Origin of the sequence: Psychrilyobacter piezotolerans (assembly GCF_003391055.1) — a bacterium.
In the GTDB taxonomy this organism is placed as follows: domain Bacteria; phylum Fusobacteriota; class Fusobacteriia; order Fusobacteriales; family Fusobacteriaceae; genus Psychrilyobacter; species Psychrilyobacter piezotolerans.
In genome coordinates, this window is record NZ_QUAJ01000003.1 from 113,556 (window position 1) to 128,323 (window position 14,768).

At 31.6% G+C, this 14,768-nt stretch carries 12 protein-coding genes; 9 read left to right on the forward strand and 3 right to left on the reverse strand.

All coding sequences use genetic code 11. The features are described from left to right. The first annotated feature begins 6 nt into the window (after window positions 1–6). On the forward strand, window positions 7–963 hold the full coding sequence (locus DYH56_RS02830; protein WP_114641340.1) for a thiamine ABC transporter substrate-binding protein: 957 nt from the start codon (window positions 7–9) through the stop codon (window positions 961–963). Between the two features lie 324 nt (window positions 964–1,287). Further along, window positions 1,288–2,793: an ABC transporter permease gene (locus tag DYH56_RS02835; protein WP_114641341.1), complete on the forward strand. Its 1,506-nt coding sequence runs from the start codon at window positions 1,288–1,290 to the stop codon at window positions 2,791–2,793. Window positions 2,794–2,846: 53 nt separating this feature from the next. Here the strand turns inward: DYH56_RS02835 and DYH56_RS02840 are convergent, their stop codons facing one another. Beyond that, complete coding sequence (locus tag DYH56_RS02840; RefSeq protein ID WP_114641342.1) at window positions 2,847–3,482, reverse strand: LysE/ArgO family amino acid transporter; 636 nt, start codon at window positions 3,480–3,482, stop codon at window positions 2,847–2,849. Between the two features lie 139 nt (window positions 3,483–3,621). On the opposite strand from DYH56_RS02840, the gene DYH56_RS02845 reads away from it, so the two are divergent. From DYH56_RS02845 to DYH56_RS02865, 5 genes are all read left to right on the forward strand, one after another. Next, window positions 3,622–4,212 (forward strand): hypothetical protein, encoded by a 591-nt coding sequence (locus DYH56_RS02845; protein ID WP_114641343.1) that lies wholly within the window; start codon window positions 3,622–3,624, stop codon window positions 4,210–4,212. Window positions 4,213–4,706: 494 nt separating this feature from the next. Continuing rightward, complete coding sequence (locus tag DYH56_RS02850; protein WP_114641344.1) at window positions 4,707–7,355, forward strand: valine--tRNA ligase; 2,649 nt, start codon at window positions 4,707–4,709, stop codon at window positions 7,353–7,355. Window positions 7,356–7,532: 177 nt separating this feature from the next. Beyond that, window positions 7,533–7,826 (forward strand): WYL domain-containing protein, encoded by a 294-nt coding sequence (locus DYH56_RS02855; protein ID WP_114641345.1) that lies wholly within the window; start codon window positions 7,533–7,535, stop codon window positions 7,824–7,826. Between the two features lie 104 nt (window positions 7,827–7,930). Continuing rightward, on the forward strand, window positions 7,931–8,311 hold the full coding sequence (gene gloA / locus DYH56_RS02860; protein ID WP_114641346.1) for a lactoylglutathione lyase: 381 nt from the start codon (window positions 7,931–7,933) through the stop codon (window positions 8,309–8,311). A gap of 409 nt (window positions 8,312–8,720) precedes the next feature. Next, on the forward strand, window positions 8,721–12,215 hold the full coding sequence (locus DYH56_RS02865; RefSeq protein ID WP_114641347.1) for an SIR2 family protein: 3,495 nt from the start codon (window positions 8,721–8,723) through the stop codon (window positions 12,213–12,215). A gap of 117 nt (window positions 12,216–12,332) precedes the next feature. On the opposite strand, the gene DYH56_RS16335 is transcribed toward DYH56_RS02865, so the two are convergent. Both DYH56_RS16335 and rd read right to left on the reverse strand, forming a co-directional pair. Next, window positions 12,333–12,455, reverse strand: a complete 123-nt coding sequence (locus DYH56_RS16335) for a hypothetical protein (RefSeq protein ID WP_255414667.1) — start codon at window positions 12,453–12,455, stop codon at window positions 12,333–12,335. A 29-nt stretch (window positions 12,456–12,484) separates the two neighbouring features. Next, entirely contained in the window at window positions 12,485–12,643 is a 159-nt protein-coding gene (gene rd / locus DYH56_RS02870; protein ID WP_114641348.1) for a rubredoxin, read from the reverse strand. 162 nt (window positions 12,644–12,805) lie between these two features. Here rd and fdxA point away from each other — a divergent pair, with 162 nt between their 5' ends. Together fdxA and hcp are read left to right on the forward strand one after the other, a co-directional pair. Beyond that, window positions 12,806–12,985, forward strand: a complete 180-nt coding sequence (gene fdxA / locus DYH56_RS02875; RefSeq protein WP_114641349.1) for a 4Fe-4S ferredoxin — start codon at window positions 12,806–12,808, stop codon at window positions 12,983–12,985. A 36-nt stretch (window positions 12,986–13,021) separates the two neighbouring features. After that, complete coding sequence (gene hcp / locus DYH56_RS02880) at window positions 13,022–14,767, forward strand: hydroxylamine reductase (protein WP_114641350.1); 1,746 nt, start codon at window positions 13,022–13,024, stop codon at window positions 14,765–14,767. Window position 14,768 lies beyond the last annotated feature (1 nt).

Genomic DNA, 14,768 nt, shown 5'->3' on the forward strand with positions numbered 1-14,768 from the left:
AAGAAGATGAAAAAAAGTATTTTATGGATTTTAATGGTATTATTAGGAGTAACAAGTTTTTCAAAGGAAAAAATAGTGGTCTATGTACCTAGTTCTATGACCTTTCTGCAGGATGAAATAGGACAGGATTTCTATGAAAAAACAGGGGTAGAAGCAGAAATAGTAGGAATAAAAGGAATCCCTGCCAGATTAAAATTAGAAAAAAGAAGACCAAAAGCTGATATAGTTTTGGGGTTGTCAGAGATAAATGTGATTCAGGCTAAAAAAGAAGGTACAATAGCAAGCTATAAACCTAAAACAGCCGGAAAGATAATGAAAAAGGAGTATCTCATAGACAGCCAGTGGTATTCCACTCCATTTGATTTCGGGTCATTGGCTATAAATGCAAATAAAGACGGGTTAAAGAAGATGCCGGCATCTTTTGAAGATTTGAAGAAGTTAAAAAAACAGTTGATAGTTTTATCTCCTAATTCATTTACTGGTCAGGAATTCATGATGTGGACAGTTGCAGTCTATGGTGAAAACTGGCTGAAATTCTGGGAAGAATTGAAACCTGCCATCAAAACAGTAGCTCCGGGATGGAGTGAAGGATGGGCAAAGTTTACAACCAACGAAGCACCTCTTATGGTAGGTTATGCAACCAGCGACCTTTATTTTGACGAAAAAAGTTCATACAAAAGTTTTATTCCAGCTGAAGGGGGATATATCTATGTACAGGGAGCTTCTATTGTGGCTAAAAAAGATATAAAGGATGGGGCAAAGCTGTTTATGGACTATATCCTGGAGGATAAATTCCAGAGAGCCATGGCAGAAAAAAACTATATGCTTCCTGTAACAGATATAAAATTAGGAGACGAATACAGCAGAGTTCCGACATCGGCTAAATTAGTAAAAGTGAAACCTAGTGATTTAGAGAAGATAGAAGAATATAAAAAAGAATTAATTAAATTATTGAAGAAATAAAATTAGTAACCGCGAATTATACTAATGATACGAAGAAAAAAATTAGCCACCAATGAGTACCAATTATTGACAATGGAAAAAAATGGACACAGATAACACAGATCGAAAATAGATTAATACAGGTTTATTTAACTTTGTGGTACTCTTTGTCTCTTTTCTTTGGGATGAATAATTAATAATTGTATATCTAATTGGTGTGGATTGGTGGCAACGAAACTAGTAAGGTGTTTATTGTGGAGTTAGACGACTATAAACTTCAAAAGTCAGATTTTAGTCTGCGTCAAAAAAAGTGGCAAAAAATAGTAAAAAAATGAGGAGAAAAAGATGAAAAAAGGTGGAATTTTGAATATAGGATACCTGATATTGTGGATATTTCCTGTCTACATATTTGGAAGAGATTTCTTCTTCTTAGAAGATCTGATGGGGGTAATGGATGGTGAGACCGCAGGTCTCGTCCTCATGTCTTTTAAGCAGGGGATCTTATCTTCAATTCTAGCTTTTATCGCAGCCATCCTTCCTGCATATTATGTGACTTATAGAAGGGGATTACTTAGTACTCTCATGGAGGGGACTATATTTATCCCCTTCTTTTTTCCTGTAATATCTACAGTAATAACATTTTCATTGGTATTCAACCTGCCCCTGTTGAAAGATTTAGGGATTTTATACAGTTTGAAAGCCATCTTAATTGCAAATGTATTTTACAATGCACCTATATTTGTAAAATATCTGTCTCTGGGAATGAAGAGGATACCCAATGAAGTAATAGAAGCCGGTTTAGAGTGCGGGGCCAGTAAGTGGGTTATTTTTACAAAGATAAAATTACCTCTTATCTTACCCCAGATATTCAGAGGTTTTTTCCTTGTATTTACCTACTCATTTACCTCTTTCGGGATAGTGCTATCCTTGGGGGGACTGAGATTTTCTACCCTGGAAGTGGAAATAGTAAATTCCCTCATGGGAAGTGCTGATTTTTCCAGGATGTTTGCCCTGGGGATAGTCCAGTTTTTAATCCTGACCGGGGTAAATATTATCGGGGAAAAAATTACCGGATATGAACTGGAGGAGGATGAAAAAACCGGAGAGGTATCGCTGATTACAGTGATATACAGTTACCTGTTTATTCTCTTTGAATTTGGGATAGTAGGGATAAATTTAATTTTTTCCTTCTACAACTATTATGATAAGAAGTTTTCCATAAGAGCCTTTATAGATATCCTCTCACCAGAGTTCAACCAGAAATACCCGGTGGTTGAATCTATTATAAATTCAGGGATGATAGCCATGGTGACAGCTTTTATAGTGGTAATATTTACCTATCTGCTGCTGAAATCCACCAGTAGATTCAGCACCTATATAATATTTTCGACCTTTGGGATCTCCAGCGGGTTCCTGGGAATAACCCTGGTTTATACAAATATAATCTATGATATTCCCTATATAGTCTTACTTATAGGAGGATTTTTTCTGACCACGGTTCCCCTGGCATATTCATTTATGTACCAGTATATAAAGAAGTTTCCGATGGAGATATTGGAAGCCGGCAGTATAGATGGGGCAAATAAATTCCAGACTTTTATCTATGTGGAACTGCCCATATTAAAGGAAGTTCTCACGGGGACTTACTTGCAGATTTTTGCTGTGATCTATGCAGAATTTACCATAACCTATACTATGCAGCTGGGAAGATACCTCCCCCTTTCATCGGTGGTAAACTATAACCTTTATACCAATAAATTATTTTTAGAGAGTGCAGCCATGAGCAGCCTGAATATACTTATAATCGGGATATTATTTATGCTGCCCTATATGAAGAGGAAAAAACTATAAAAAAGAAGAATTGGAGGAGCTGACTAGCTCCTCCAATTCTTCTTTTTGACCCTCTACCCTAATAAATGACTCTCCATTGCAAAGAAAACTAATTTACTCGCAATTCTAAGCATGATTAAACCGATAACTATATCTAAAATTTTCCAAGTAATCTCTTTCTTAAAAATAGGAATAAGAATACGTGCCCCATAAGCTAAGCCAAAGAACCAGACAAAGGACGCCGAACAGGCTCCTATAATAAAATCAATCTGTTGATGTTCGGCAAATTTTGATCCAATACTTCCTATTAAAATAACGGTGTCTAAATATACATGGGGATTTAAAAGAGTCAGTGCTAGTATGGTGACTATTGTTTTTTTCAATGAATCACTCGTTCTATCATTTCCAACATCAAAGGTTTCACTGCTTTTAACGGCTTTTATGATAGATGATATCCCGTAATAAGCAAGAAATATAACCCCAAAAGCTGTGGAAAGAAGCATCAAAGTCTTATTTCCGTCTATTATAGAACTTAAACCTAAAGTCCCTGCTGTAATGAGCACCATATCTAAGAAAGAGCACAATAACGCTGTTATAAATACATGTTTTTTTAATATTCCATTTTTTAAAACGTAACTATTCTGTGCTCCTATGGCTACAATTAAACTAATTCCAACTCCAAATCCTTGAGTAACTACCGATAAATTCATTCATATTCCTCCTAAAAAATAGTTGTTATAACTTTGTATATAAGCTATTATAAACTATACAGAAGAACATTGATATATTATGACCAAATAAATCTATTTAAACCTGGTTATGTAGATTCAGAGAATAAAGAAAAACAAAATGGAGGAGATTAAGATTAAAAAACAATTATTAGTTTTAGTGTTTATTATATTTTTTAGTTTGAGTATGGCTAGTGATATCAGTGTTCAGCTTTCTGAAAAGGCCATAAATTCATTTGCAGCAGCTATAAGCCCCTTGGAATTTCGAAAGGAAATTAAAGTTTTAGATCAAAAAACAATGGCTCAGTATAGTATAAACGATATGGTAGTAGATTTAAAAAAAGACCAGATCTATGTAAAGGGTAATCTTAATTTAAATCTCAATGGAAGTACATTGGATGCTGTTATTAATGGAAAATTGGAACCTGTTTTAGATGATAAAACAGGGATATTATCCTTGAAATTAGCCAAAGTAAATATAGTTGGATTGGAGTTTTTAAAATTGGATAAGGTTATAAAAAAAGATTTCTCTATTCCTTTAAAAATAACTGATTTAAAACCGATAAAGATCAAAAAAAGTGAGGGTCAGTATCAGGAAATATATCCAAAAATTACAAATGAGAATATCATAGTAGCGGATAAACTAATAACTATAAGAGGGGATATATCATTTAAAAAGGGTGAAACAGTTATAAAAACAGAAGTTAGATAACCTAAGTTGTTACTTGTAAAAAAGAAGGTTCTAAAGAGTCCCTCTTTAATACGGGTTCATTTCTTAGCTTGATCCAAGAAACGAACCAAAGAAGATCAAGAAGGTTTATAAGTTGTCTTAGTAGGTAAGGCACGATCGTCAGTGTAGCTCTTTATCTGATTTTCTCAAAGTTTTATGATCCTTGCGGTTGCTTTGTGATGAAGAATTAAATGTCTTATAAGGTGGCAACTGGGGTTAATAACTAAATTTTAATGTAAATTGTAAATTGACAAAAGTCTAAAAAAATGATAGTATTTATGAATAAATTTAGAGGGAGGAAACATATTTATGAAAAGAGTAGAAGTCAGAGTTAATCACATTTTAATCAAATTGATATAGGTGATAGCTATGGTTTTGAATTTTTATAAACCCTTGAATAATATAAAGAGATTAAAGTAGCTATTTTTAATAAGATAGCTACTATTTTTTTGTAAAATAAACTTAGGAGGTCAGTTATGACGGAATTAGACAAGATATATTCTCCGACGGAGATCGAAGGAAAGTGGTACAAAACATGGGAAGAAAATAAGTATTTTAGAGCAACAATGGATGATGAAAAGCCTAACTATACCATAGTTATGCCGCCGCCAAATGTTACAGGTGTATTACACATGGGACACGTTTTAAATAACAGTATCCAGGATACCCTTATCAGATGGAAGAGGATGAGCGGATACAATACCCTTTGGATGCCAGGAACAGACCATGCAGGGATCGCTACTCAAAATAGGGTAGAGAGAAAATTAGCAGAAGATAATTTAACTAGAGATGATCTTGGAAGAGATAAGTTCATAGAAAAAGTTTGGGACTGGAAGAATGAATATGGCGGGATAATCACTAATCAATTAAGAAGATTAGGAGCATCTTTAGACTGGGAAAAAGAAAGATTTACAATGGATGAAGGTTGTTCTGAATCTGTAAAAGATATATTTGTAAAGTTATATAATGATGGATTAATTTACCAGGGGGAATATATGGTAAACTGGTGTCCGCAATGTGGAACTGCTTTGGCTGATGATGAAGTAGAACACAGTGAGCACAAAGGTCATATGTGGCATATAAAGTATCCTGTAAAAGATTCCGATATAGAGTTTGTAGTAGCGACTACCAGACCGGAAACGATGATAGGAGATACTGGAGTAGCTGTAAACCCTAACGATGAGAGATATAAAGATTTAATAGGTAAGATGGTAATTCTTCCTCTTACAGGAAGAGAAGTTCCTATTATTGCTGATGACTATGTAGATATGGAATTCGGGACTGGTGTAGTAAAAATGACTCCAGCTCATGACCCCAATGACTTTGAGATCGGGAAGAGACATAACTTAGAGATCATGAATATATTTACTCCAGATGCTAAGATGAATGCTCTTACCGGGAAATATGAAGGGATGGACAGATTCCAAGCTAGAAAAGCAGTTGTAGAAGATCTTGAAAAAGAAGGATACTTAGCTAAAATAGAAGATCACAACAATAAAGTCGGTGGATGTTATAGATGTAATACAACTGTAGAATCTAGAATATCTAATCAATGGTTCGTTAAGATGGAATCATTGGCTAAAGATGCACTGGAAGTAGTATATAATGGTGATGTTAAGATCATGCCAAAGAGATGGGAAAAAGTTTACTATAACTGGTTAGAAAATATAAGAGACTGGTGTATATCCAGACAGATCTGGTGGGGACACAGAATACCTGCATATTACGGACCTGATAACCACCTGTTCGTAGCAACATCAGATGAAGATGCAGCAGCCCAGGCTCTTGCACATTACGGAAAAGAAGTTGAATTAGTTCAGGAAACAGATGTATTGGATACATGGTTCTCATCTGCTTTATGGCCTTTCTCAACATTAGGATTACCGGAAGAGAAAGAATTAGAAAGATTCTACCCGACAAATACACTGGTAACCGGAGCAGATATATTATTCTTCTGGGTTGCTAGAATGGTAATGATGGGAATGTATGAGATGAAGGAAATCCCATTTGAACATGTATTCTTACATGGAATAGTTAGAGATGAATTGGGAAGAAAGATGTCTAAGTCATTAGGAAACTCTCCTGATACTTTAGAATTGATAGATAGATATGGTGCAGATGCCATCAGATTTACTATGATATATAACACATCTCAAGGACAGGACGTACATTTCTCTGAAAAATTAATCGAAATGGGAAGAAACTTCTCAAATAAAATCTGGAATGTATCTAGATTCGTATTGATGAACTTGGAAGACTTCGATATCAACAGTGTAAATAAAGATGAATTAGAGTTAGAATTAGTGGATAAGTGGATCTTCTCTAAATTGAATAGAGCTTCTAAAAAAGTGAATGAACATTTAGACAGTTTCACATTGGATGAAGCTGCTAAGGGAGCATATGAGTTCTTAAGAGGAGACTTCTGTGACTGGTATGTTGAGTTAGCTAAGACCAGACTATATAACAGTGAAGATGAAAAATCTAAGAAGACTGCTCAATATGTATTATGGACAGTATTAGAAGAAGGATTAAGATTATTACATCCGTTTATGCCATTTATTTCAGAGGAAATATGGCAAAAATTAGGAGCAAAAGGTGAAACAATCATGTTAGAAACATTCCCTACTTGTGATGAAACTTTAGTGGATGAAGAAGCAGAGGCATCTTTTGAATATTTACAATCTGTGGTTTCTGCCCTTAGAAATATAAGAGCTGAGATAAATATATCTCCTGCAAAGGAAGTAAAGGCAATCTTAAGAACCAGCAATGAATCTGAGATTAAAACTTTAGAGAATAATAAAACATTCCTGACTAAGTTAGCTAAATTAGAAACTTTAGAATTTGGAGATGTAGCAAAACCTACAGGTGCAGGATTCAGAGTAGTAAAAGATTCTGAACTATATGTACCGTTAGCAGGACTATTAGATCCTGAGGTTGAGATCAAGAAGATAGAGGCGCAGATGGTTAAGATAGAGAAGGATCTGGCTAAGGTAAATGGTAAACTTTCCAATGAGAAGTTTACTTCTAAGGCTCCTGAACACATCTTAGAGAGAGAAAGAAAGATACAAAAAGAATATCAGGATAAGTTAGACAAATTAACTGAAAACTTAAAAGCATTTAAGTAAGAAAGCAACGTGACGCTGCATCCAGATAAGAAAAAAACACAGGGAATCCATTTGGATTCCCTGTTTTTTTTTTCTATATTTTTTAATCCTTGATATTTTGTTGTATACTTAATAGTGGAAATTCGGAATATGTTATAATAATAGATTTTAAAAATAAAAATGCAGTCAGGAGGGAAGATGAAAAATATAATAGTAAGGGCTATAGAAGAAAAAAGATTGATATCATTGACCTATGATAGTTTGGACAGAATTGTAGAACCCCATGCATGTGGTGTATCAACTAAGGGGGATCAAACATTACGTTGTTTTCAAATAAAAGGAAGTCACGCTTCCAAAAAACATCATGACTGGATGCTCCTAAAGTTCTCAAAAATAAGCAATTTAGAAGTTATGGAGGAAAAATTTGATAGCCCAAGAACAGGATATAAAAAAGGTGATAAAGCGTTTGAAATTATTTATAAAGAGTTATAGATACAGTGTAATTCAGGAGTTAAAATTTGACCTTTCTTTTCTTGTAAAATTCATAAAGTTATAGTAAAATTTTTGAATAAAAGCAATTAATTGGAGGAGAATAGATGAATTATAAATTAGAACATGCCTGTATCAGAGTGATGGATTTGGAAAGATCGTTGGAATTTTATAAAAAAGCACTGTCTTTGGAGGAAGTAAACAGACTGGATTATTCTGAGTACAAATTTACTTTAGTGTATCTAAGTGATGAAAATAGGAATTTTGAGATAGAGTTAACGCATAATTATGATACTGAAAAACCTTATGAATTAGGAAACGGATTCAGTCACTTTGCACTGACTGTAAGTGACTTGGAAAAATCCCATGAATTTCATAAAAATATGGGATTAGAAGTAACTGATCTTAAGGGACTTCCAGGGGAAAAGCCCAGATATTATTTTATTACAGATCCAGATGGATATAAGATAGAAATTATAAGAAGGTAGAAGACATAAATAGAGATTAGAGGGATTTTATCCCTCTTTTTTTTTGAGGTAAATGATTTTTAGTGAGAATGTCTAAAGTTTTCGTCTTTAATACGAGTTCCTTTTCTCTTGAAAGAAAATGGAACCGAAAAGTTCAAGAAGTTCATAAATATCTTTGTAAGTAAGTCAAGGATCCCAGTTTCTTCTAGGGGTTCCAGAAGGACATATGGGGTGAGACGAAACTCGTAAGAGAATTACTGTGAAGTGTGACGATTATGAACTTCACTTTTAACATTTTTTCTAAATGAGATTAAAAACTTTACCTTCGTTTTTCTTATAAAATTCATAAAGGTATAGGAGTAGGGATTATTGTTGTTACATTGAATAAGTAGTTGTAGTTAATGTAATTCAAAATTTAGGTGGTGAACATATGGATATAATCAGTGATATAGGAGAAAGAATAAAAGAATGTAGAATAAATAAAGATGTAAATGACTTAATTCTTAAGAATGAAAAAGAGATAAAAGAAAAATTAAAAAATTTAGATTTAGAAAAAGAAAAACTAGTATTTATATTGGGAGCAGGGATATCTATAGCTTATGGTTTGAAGTCATGGGATGAATTAGCTGATTGTTTGGTTGAAGAAGCTTACAAAACAGACAAAATAAGTGAATTAGGAATGACTATTTTAAAGAGAAAAGATCCAAAGAATAAGATAACTACAATAAAAAAAATATTAGAAAAAGATGATGAAAAGAATGAAAGATATTATAAAATAATAGAAAAAGAGTGTTATTTAGGAAAAGAAGGTGAACTTTGGAAAGTGGAAGAGAAGCAAAATCTTATTTTAGAGAGTATAAAAAAAATTGATGAATACGATAATATAAAATATATTACAACCAATATAGATAAGTTATTAGAAGTGTATTTAGGTGAAGAAGAAGTTTCTATAAAATTAGAGGATATATCAGAAAATAAAAAAATAGAAAAACTTCATGGGTGTATAGAAAAGAAAGAGATAGTTTTTACTCCTATGGAGTATATTGATTTTTATAGTAAAGAAGATAATAATAATAAATTAAATAAATTAGTAGGAGATTCTTCTCTAGTGATTTTTTTAGGAAAAGGATTGGAATCAGAAATACTTCAAGCTATATTAAAAAAAGAATATGAAAGAACGGATTTTTATATATTTAAATATTATGGAGATATTCCTACAAATGAATTAAATACAACCATAGATCTTGATAATCAGTGCTATAAAAATAGAAGAATTAAAATTTTACCCTATAATGATCACGCAAAGTTACCAGAGTATTTTGATGAATTAATCGGAGCAAATTTAAACTTGATTTCTCAAAGTACTTTAGATGAGCTTAAAGATCTTGATATAGGAAAGTTAAAAAAGAGGTTAAAAAATGAAGAAATGGTGAGAGGGTTGGCATTAAAATTAAGAGATGGATATTTAGAAGGTTATCTTCCAAAGATTAGTAAAGATGATTTAGTAACTTTATACTCTGAGAGGGAATCAATTTTGTCAAAATCTAAAGGAAAAGTAGAAGATATTTATTTAGAAGTCTTTGTAAAATATAAAGGCAAAGAGTTTATAGATGAAGTATGGGAAAATATGAATAAAAATAAAAATTTAGATGTTTGGAACTTAAAAACAATAGTTAGATTGAGTGAAGAAATAGATGAGGATCGATTAAAGAAAATATTTAATTTCATTGAGGGAAGAAAAGGTGGGTATAACGATTATTTAATAGTTGAAATCTTTGAGGTTTTATTAAAAAAAATTAAAAATGAAGAATTTTTATATGAACAAATATTTGCAATAGAAAAGCAAAATAGTAATTTAGAATTTAAATATTTTACCAGAGAGTCATTTGATAGATTTTTAGAGAGAAATATAGAATTAATAGACTACGAAATACTTCAAAAGATAATGTTAGGTATAATAAATTCAATTGATTCAATATTTACAGGAAAATATGAAATGAAAGATGGGTTTATACCAACAATAGATCCAATTATTTTAATAGATATACTGGATGGGTTGAATTATTTTTTTGTTAAGGATCCAGATAATTTCAACAAGTTTTTTAAAGGTATTAAAGATTTTAAATTTGAAAAAATAAAAGAATTAAAAATATTGGGGTATGTATGTTCTATAAATCCATTACTATTAAATAAAATTGAGATTAAAGAAATAGTGGGGATTATTTCTATAACAGGAAGTATGTATTATCCACTTTTACAAAAAAATAAAGAGATTAAAGAAAAATTAAAAAATGTAGATTATGAAAAAGAAGTGGAGGATTTTTATAAAAAATTAGATAAAGTCCAAGATATAGAAGATATAATAGAATCTAAATTTTTTATATCTTCTATACTAGAGGATGAGAAAAATAAAATAAAATTTAAAGAGGAGCATAAAAGGGAATTAGAAATTTCAGATTATAAATTAACTAGAAAGATAAAAATTAATATAAGTGTGATGAAATTATTAAAAGAGAAAATGAATGAAGAAGAGTTTTGGGAAGAAATAAAAAGTATATATTCGTTAGGTCAGACTAATGTAAATATATATGAAAAAGAAATATATTTTAAATATAAAGAAATAATTGATAAAACTCCTATTAAAATGCCGATTGAATTTTATGAGAATTTATTTTATAAGGTAGAAGAAATTTTGGAATTAGAAGAATTGTATAAAAATTATATAGAGAAGGCAAGGCAGAAAAAATATTTTGAAATTACTTATTCTTATCAAGAAGCTATAATAAATAAATTTAGAACCTTGGAAAATGATAATAAGTTAACTGACGAATATGAAGAGTTTGTAGAAAGGATATTTCGAATAGGAGAGAGAATAGAAGGTATTTATGGAGATAAATTTTCTAAAAATTCTGGTGAAAATCCTTCAAGATATTTAAATTTAATGTTTTTACCGCTGTACTATAGTAATATGGATGATCAGGAAAAATTGAATCTAGTGTTAAAAAGAATTGATTCAAAGAAAGATGTTTTTCCAGATGGAGTAGATTATGAAATAGGTAGAAATTTATTTGAATTTTATGATATGAAAAAAAAAAAAATTTTAGAAGAGACAAAATGGAGAGAAATTTTAGAAAAAAAATCTAGTGGATTTATTAGAAGTTTTAGAGAGGCAAGAAATTCTAAAATGCCAAGGGAATTATATGAAGAATTATTTGAGAATAATTTCTTTATAGAGATGTTAAATGCAGGGGAATTAGAAAAAATAGATGTGGCTATATTTTGGGGATTGTTAATAGAAGGGATAAAAAAAGATACAAAAACTATAAAAAAATTAGATGAAATTAAAGAAATGAATCAGTTTATTGTAGGAGAGATGATCTTATATATTGATAGATTGGGAAAAAGGTTTGGAGAAATTGGTTGCAATTCTCAAGATAAAGAAATGTATAAAACTATAAAAGAAAAATTATTAAAAATGATTTTAGATCTTATAAAAAAAGATAAAGTGAAATGGATGGAAGGTTATTTTGATATGAATTTTTTAGACCTTTGTTTAGATGAAGAAATTATAAAAAATGAAAAACAAGTAATGGACATATTTATATATAATTTCGAAATCAAAAAATTAAATAAAAATGATTCTTTATTTTATCTTAAAAATAATCCTGAAAAGATATACGAAAAAATTAAAAAAATAGATAAATATCTTGCAGGTGTATTTATTATTTTCGTTGTAATGAACGGGTATAGATATAAAGAAAAATTATTAAAGAATAAAAAATTAATTAAGGAAAAGGAATTAAAAAAATTAAGTTTTAAAAATTTTGATAAAGATTTAAAAGAACTTATAAAGGATTGTTTAATGGATGATGAATTGAAAATAGATATAGAAAAGCTAAAATTAAAGATACAATTTAATAACTAAATTAGAAAAGCTAAGAATATTGTATATAAAACATAAAAAAGCTAGGGAAAATGGATTAATAGTTCAATTTCCATAGCTTTTTATTTTATGAGACCGCTATCTTCTTTGCAACCTTAGCTACATATTTACCTTGAAACGTGCGATTTCCAATTCATTTTCTGATGGTTTTTGGTTTCCATCTGCCCCTGGAAGGGGTATTACATCTCCTCCATATTGAGAGGGATAAATACATTTTCCCAAACTTTCTCATTGAACAAGCATAATTTTATTTACATTTTTTCGAATTGATCTTTTCCTACAGCACACAATGGACAAATCCAGTCTTCTGGAACATCTTCCCATTTTGTTCCTGGTGCAACTCCAGAATCTGGATCTCCTGCTTCTGGATCATAAACATAACCACATAGTATACACATCCATCTGTCCATACCTATTCCCCCCTAATTATTATTTTTTTTTAGTCTTTCTGTTTTAAGATTACCATCTAAATCAGATTTTTTCAATTTTTATTTCAATCTAAATAAAGGAAAAATTTAAAATGATCGGTATATGCTTTATGTAAATTTATAAAATAAAAAAGGAGGAAAAAAATGGCTTATAGAATCAATGAGGATGAGTGTATTGCCTGTGGTGCTTGCGAACCGGTATGCCCGGTAGAATGTATCTCTGAGGTGGCAGACGGTAAAAGAAGAATTGATGAAGACGTGTGTATAGACTGTGGTGCCTGTGCAGGAGTCTGTCCTGTGGAATGCATAGCCCCGGTAGAATAATTTTTATATCATAATATATTTAGGAGGAGTTGTTATATGTCAATGTTTTGTTATCAGTGTCAAGAAACAGCAATGAATAAAGCCTGTACTGTAAGGGGTGTATGTGGTAAGACCCCTGAAACAGCTAAATTACAAGACCTATTAATCTATACAGCTAAGGGAGTTTCAGCATACTGTAATATGCTGGAGGATAAAGCAGATGTATCGGGAGATAAATACGTATGGGTTGTAAATTCTTTATTTATGACTATAACCAATTCAAATTTTGATGATGATGCTATTATGGAAGAAATCAAAAAAGGAGATTCTTATAAAAAAGAATTAGAGGCAAAGGTAGCAGAATTAGGACTAGAAGTACCTAAAAAATACCGTCAATTTTTAAAATGTACTTATCGTATTACTTCTGAAGACGATAGTATAGAATTTGATGAGAAAGGAATTTCTACGCCAAATGAGAATAATCCGCTCTTAGACCGTGCTTGTGATATTTCTTCTAAAGAAAGTATGATTGAATTAGGAGAAAAAGTAGGAGTACTCAGAACTGAAAATGAAGATGTTAGATCTTTAAGAGAGATGATTACCTATGGTCTGAAAGGAATGAGTGCTTATGTAGAGCATGCTATGAATCTTGGTAAGGAAGACTGTAAAATATACAGCTTTATGACAAGAGCATTGGCAGATCTGGATGACAATGATCTGTCTGTAGATGAATTGGTAGCTCTCACATTGGAAACAGGAAAATATGGTGTAGAAGCCATGGCACTTCTGGATGGAGCAAATACTAGTACATATGGCAATCCTGAGGCAACGAAGGTAAATATTGGTGTGAAAAATAATCCAGGTATATTAATATCCGGACACGATTTAAAAGATTTACACCAGTTATTGGAACAAACAAAGGGTACCGGAGTGGATGTATATACTCACTCTGAGATGTTACCTGCTAACTCATATCCTGCATTTAAAAAATATGATAATTTAGCTGGAAACTACGGAGGTTCTTGGTGGCATCAGACTAAGGATTTTGTTTCATTTAACGGACCAGTATTATTCACAAGTAACTGTATAGTCCCTCCCAGAGGACAGGCGACAGAATATCTGGATAGAGTATATACCACTAACTCAGCAGGGTTAGGCGGATGTAAACACATCCTTAAAGATGCAGATGGTAAAAAAGATTTTTCTGCAATTATAGAACATGCTAAAAAATGTGCTCCTCCTATAGAAATAGAAACTGGTACTGTTACTGGCGGTTTTGCCCATAACCAAATATTGGCTGTTGCTGATAAAGTAGTGGAAGCAGTCAAATCTGGAGCTATAAAGAAATTCTTTGTAATGGGCGGTTGCGATGCCAGAATGCAGGATAGAAAATACTATACTGAATTCGCAGAAAAATTACCTAAGGATACAGTAATTCTTACTGCCGGATGTGCAAAATACAGATATAATAAATTAGATTTAGGAGATATTGGAGGAATACCCAGAATGCTGGATGCCGGGCAGTGTAATGACTCATATTCCCTTGCTGTAGTAGCTCTCAAGTTAAAGGAAGTATTTGAATTAGAAGATATCAATGATCTTCCCATTGTATTCAATATAGGTTGGTATGAGCAAAAAGCAGTTCTGGTGTTGCTGGCATTACTATCTTTGGGTATAAAGAATATTCATGTAGGACCTACACTTCCGGCATTCTTATCGCCAAATGTCACAGATGTATTGGTAAAGAATTTTGGCATTGCCGGTATTGGTGATGTGGATAGTGATTTAGCAAAATTCTTATAAA

What these genes read in the sequence shown, in the direction of transcription:
- DYH56_RS02845 (WP_114641343.1), top strand. Translation starts at nt 3,622, where the DNA reads ATGGAGGAGATTAAGATTAAAAAACAATTATTAGTTTTAGTGTTTATT.
- DYH56_RS02855 (WP_114641345.1), top strand. Translation starts at nt 7,533, where the DNA reads ATGAAAAATATAATAGTAAGGGCTATAGAAGAAAAAAGATTGATATCA.
- gloA (WP_114641346.1), top strand. Translation starts at nt 7,931, where the DNA reads ATGAATTATAAATTAGAACATGCCTGTATCAGAGTGATGGATTTGGAA.
- DYH56_RS02835 (WP_114641341.1), top strand. Translation starts at nt 1,288, where the DNA reads ATGAAAAAAGGTGGAATTTTGAATATAGGATACCTGATATTGTGGATA.
- rd (WP_114641348.1), bottom strand. Translation starts at nt 12,643, where the DNA reads ATGGACAGATGGATGTGTATACTATGTGGTTATGTTTATGATCCAGAA.
- fdxA (WP_114641349.1), top strand. Translation starts at nt 12,806, where the DNA reads ATGGCTTATAGAATCAATGAGGATGAGTGTATTGCCTGTGGTGCTTGC.
- DYH56_RS02840 (WP_114641342.1), bottom strand. Translation starts at nt 3,482, where the DNA reads ATGAATTTATCGGTAGTTACTCAAGGATTTGGAGTTGGAATTAGTTTA.
- DYH56_RS02830 (WP_114641340.1), top strand. Translation starts at nt 7, where the DNA reads ATGAAAAAAAGTATTTTATGGATTTTAATGGTATTATTAGGAGTAACA.
- DYH56_RS02850 (WP_114641344.1), top strand. Translation starts at nt 4,707, where the DNA reads ATGACGGAATTAGACAAGATATATTCTCCGACGGAGATCGAAGGAAAG.
- hcp (WP_114641350.1), top strand. Translation starts at nt 13,022, where the DNA reads ATGTCAATGTTTTGTTATCAGTGTCAAGAAACAGCAATGAATAAAGCC.
- DYH56_RS02865 (WP_114641347.1), top strand. Translation starts at nt 8,721, where the DNA reads ATGGATATAATCAGTGATATAGGAGAAAGAATAAAAGAATGTAGAATA.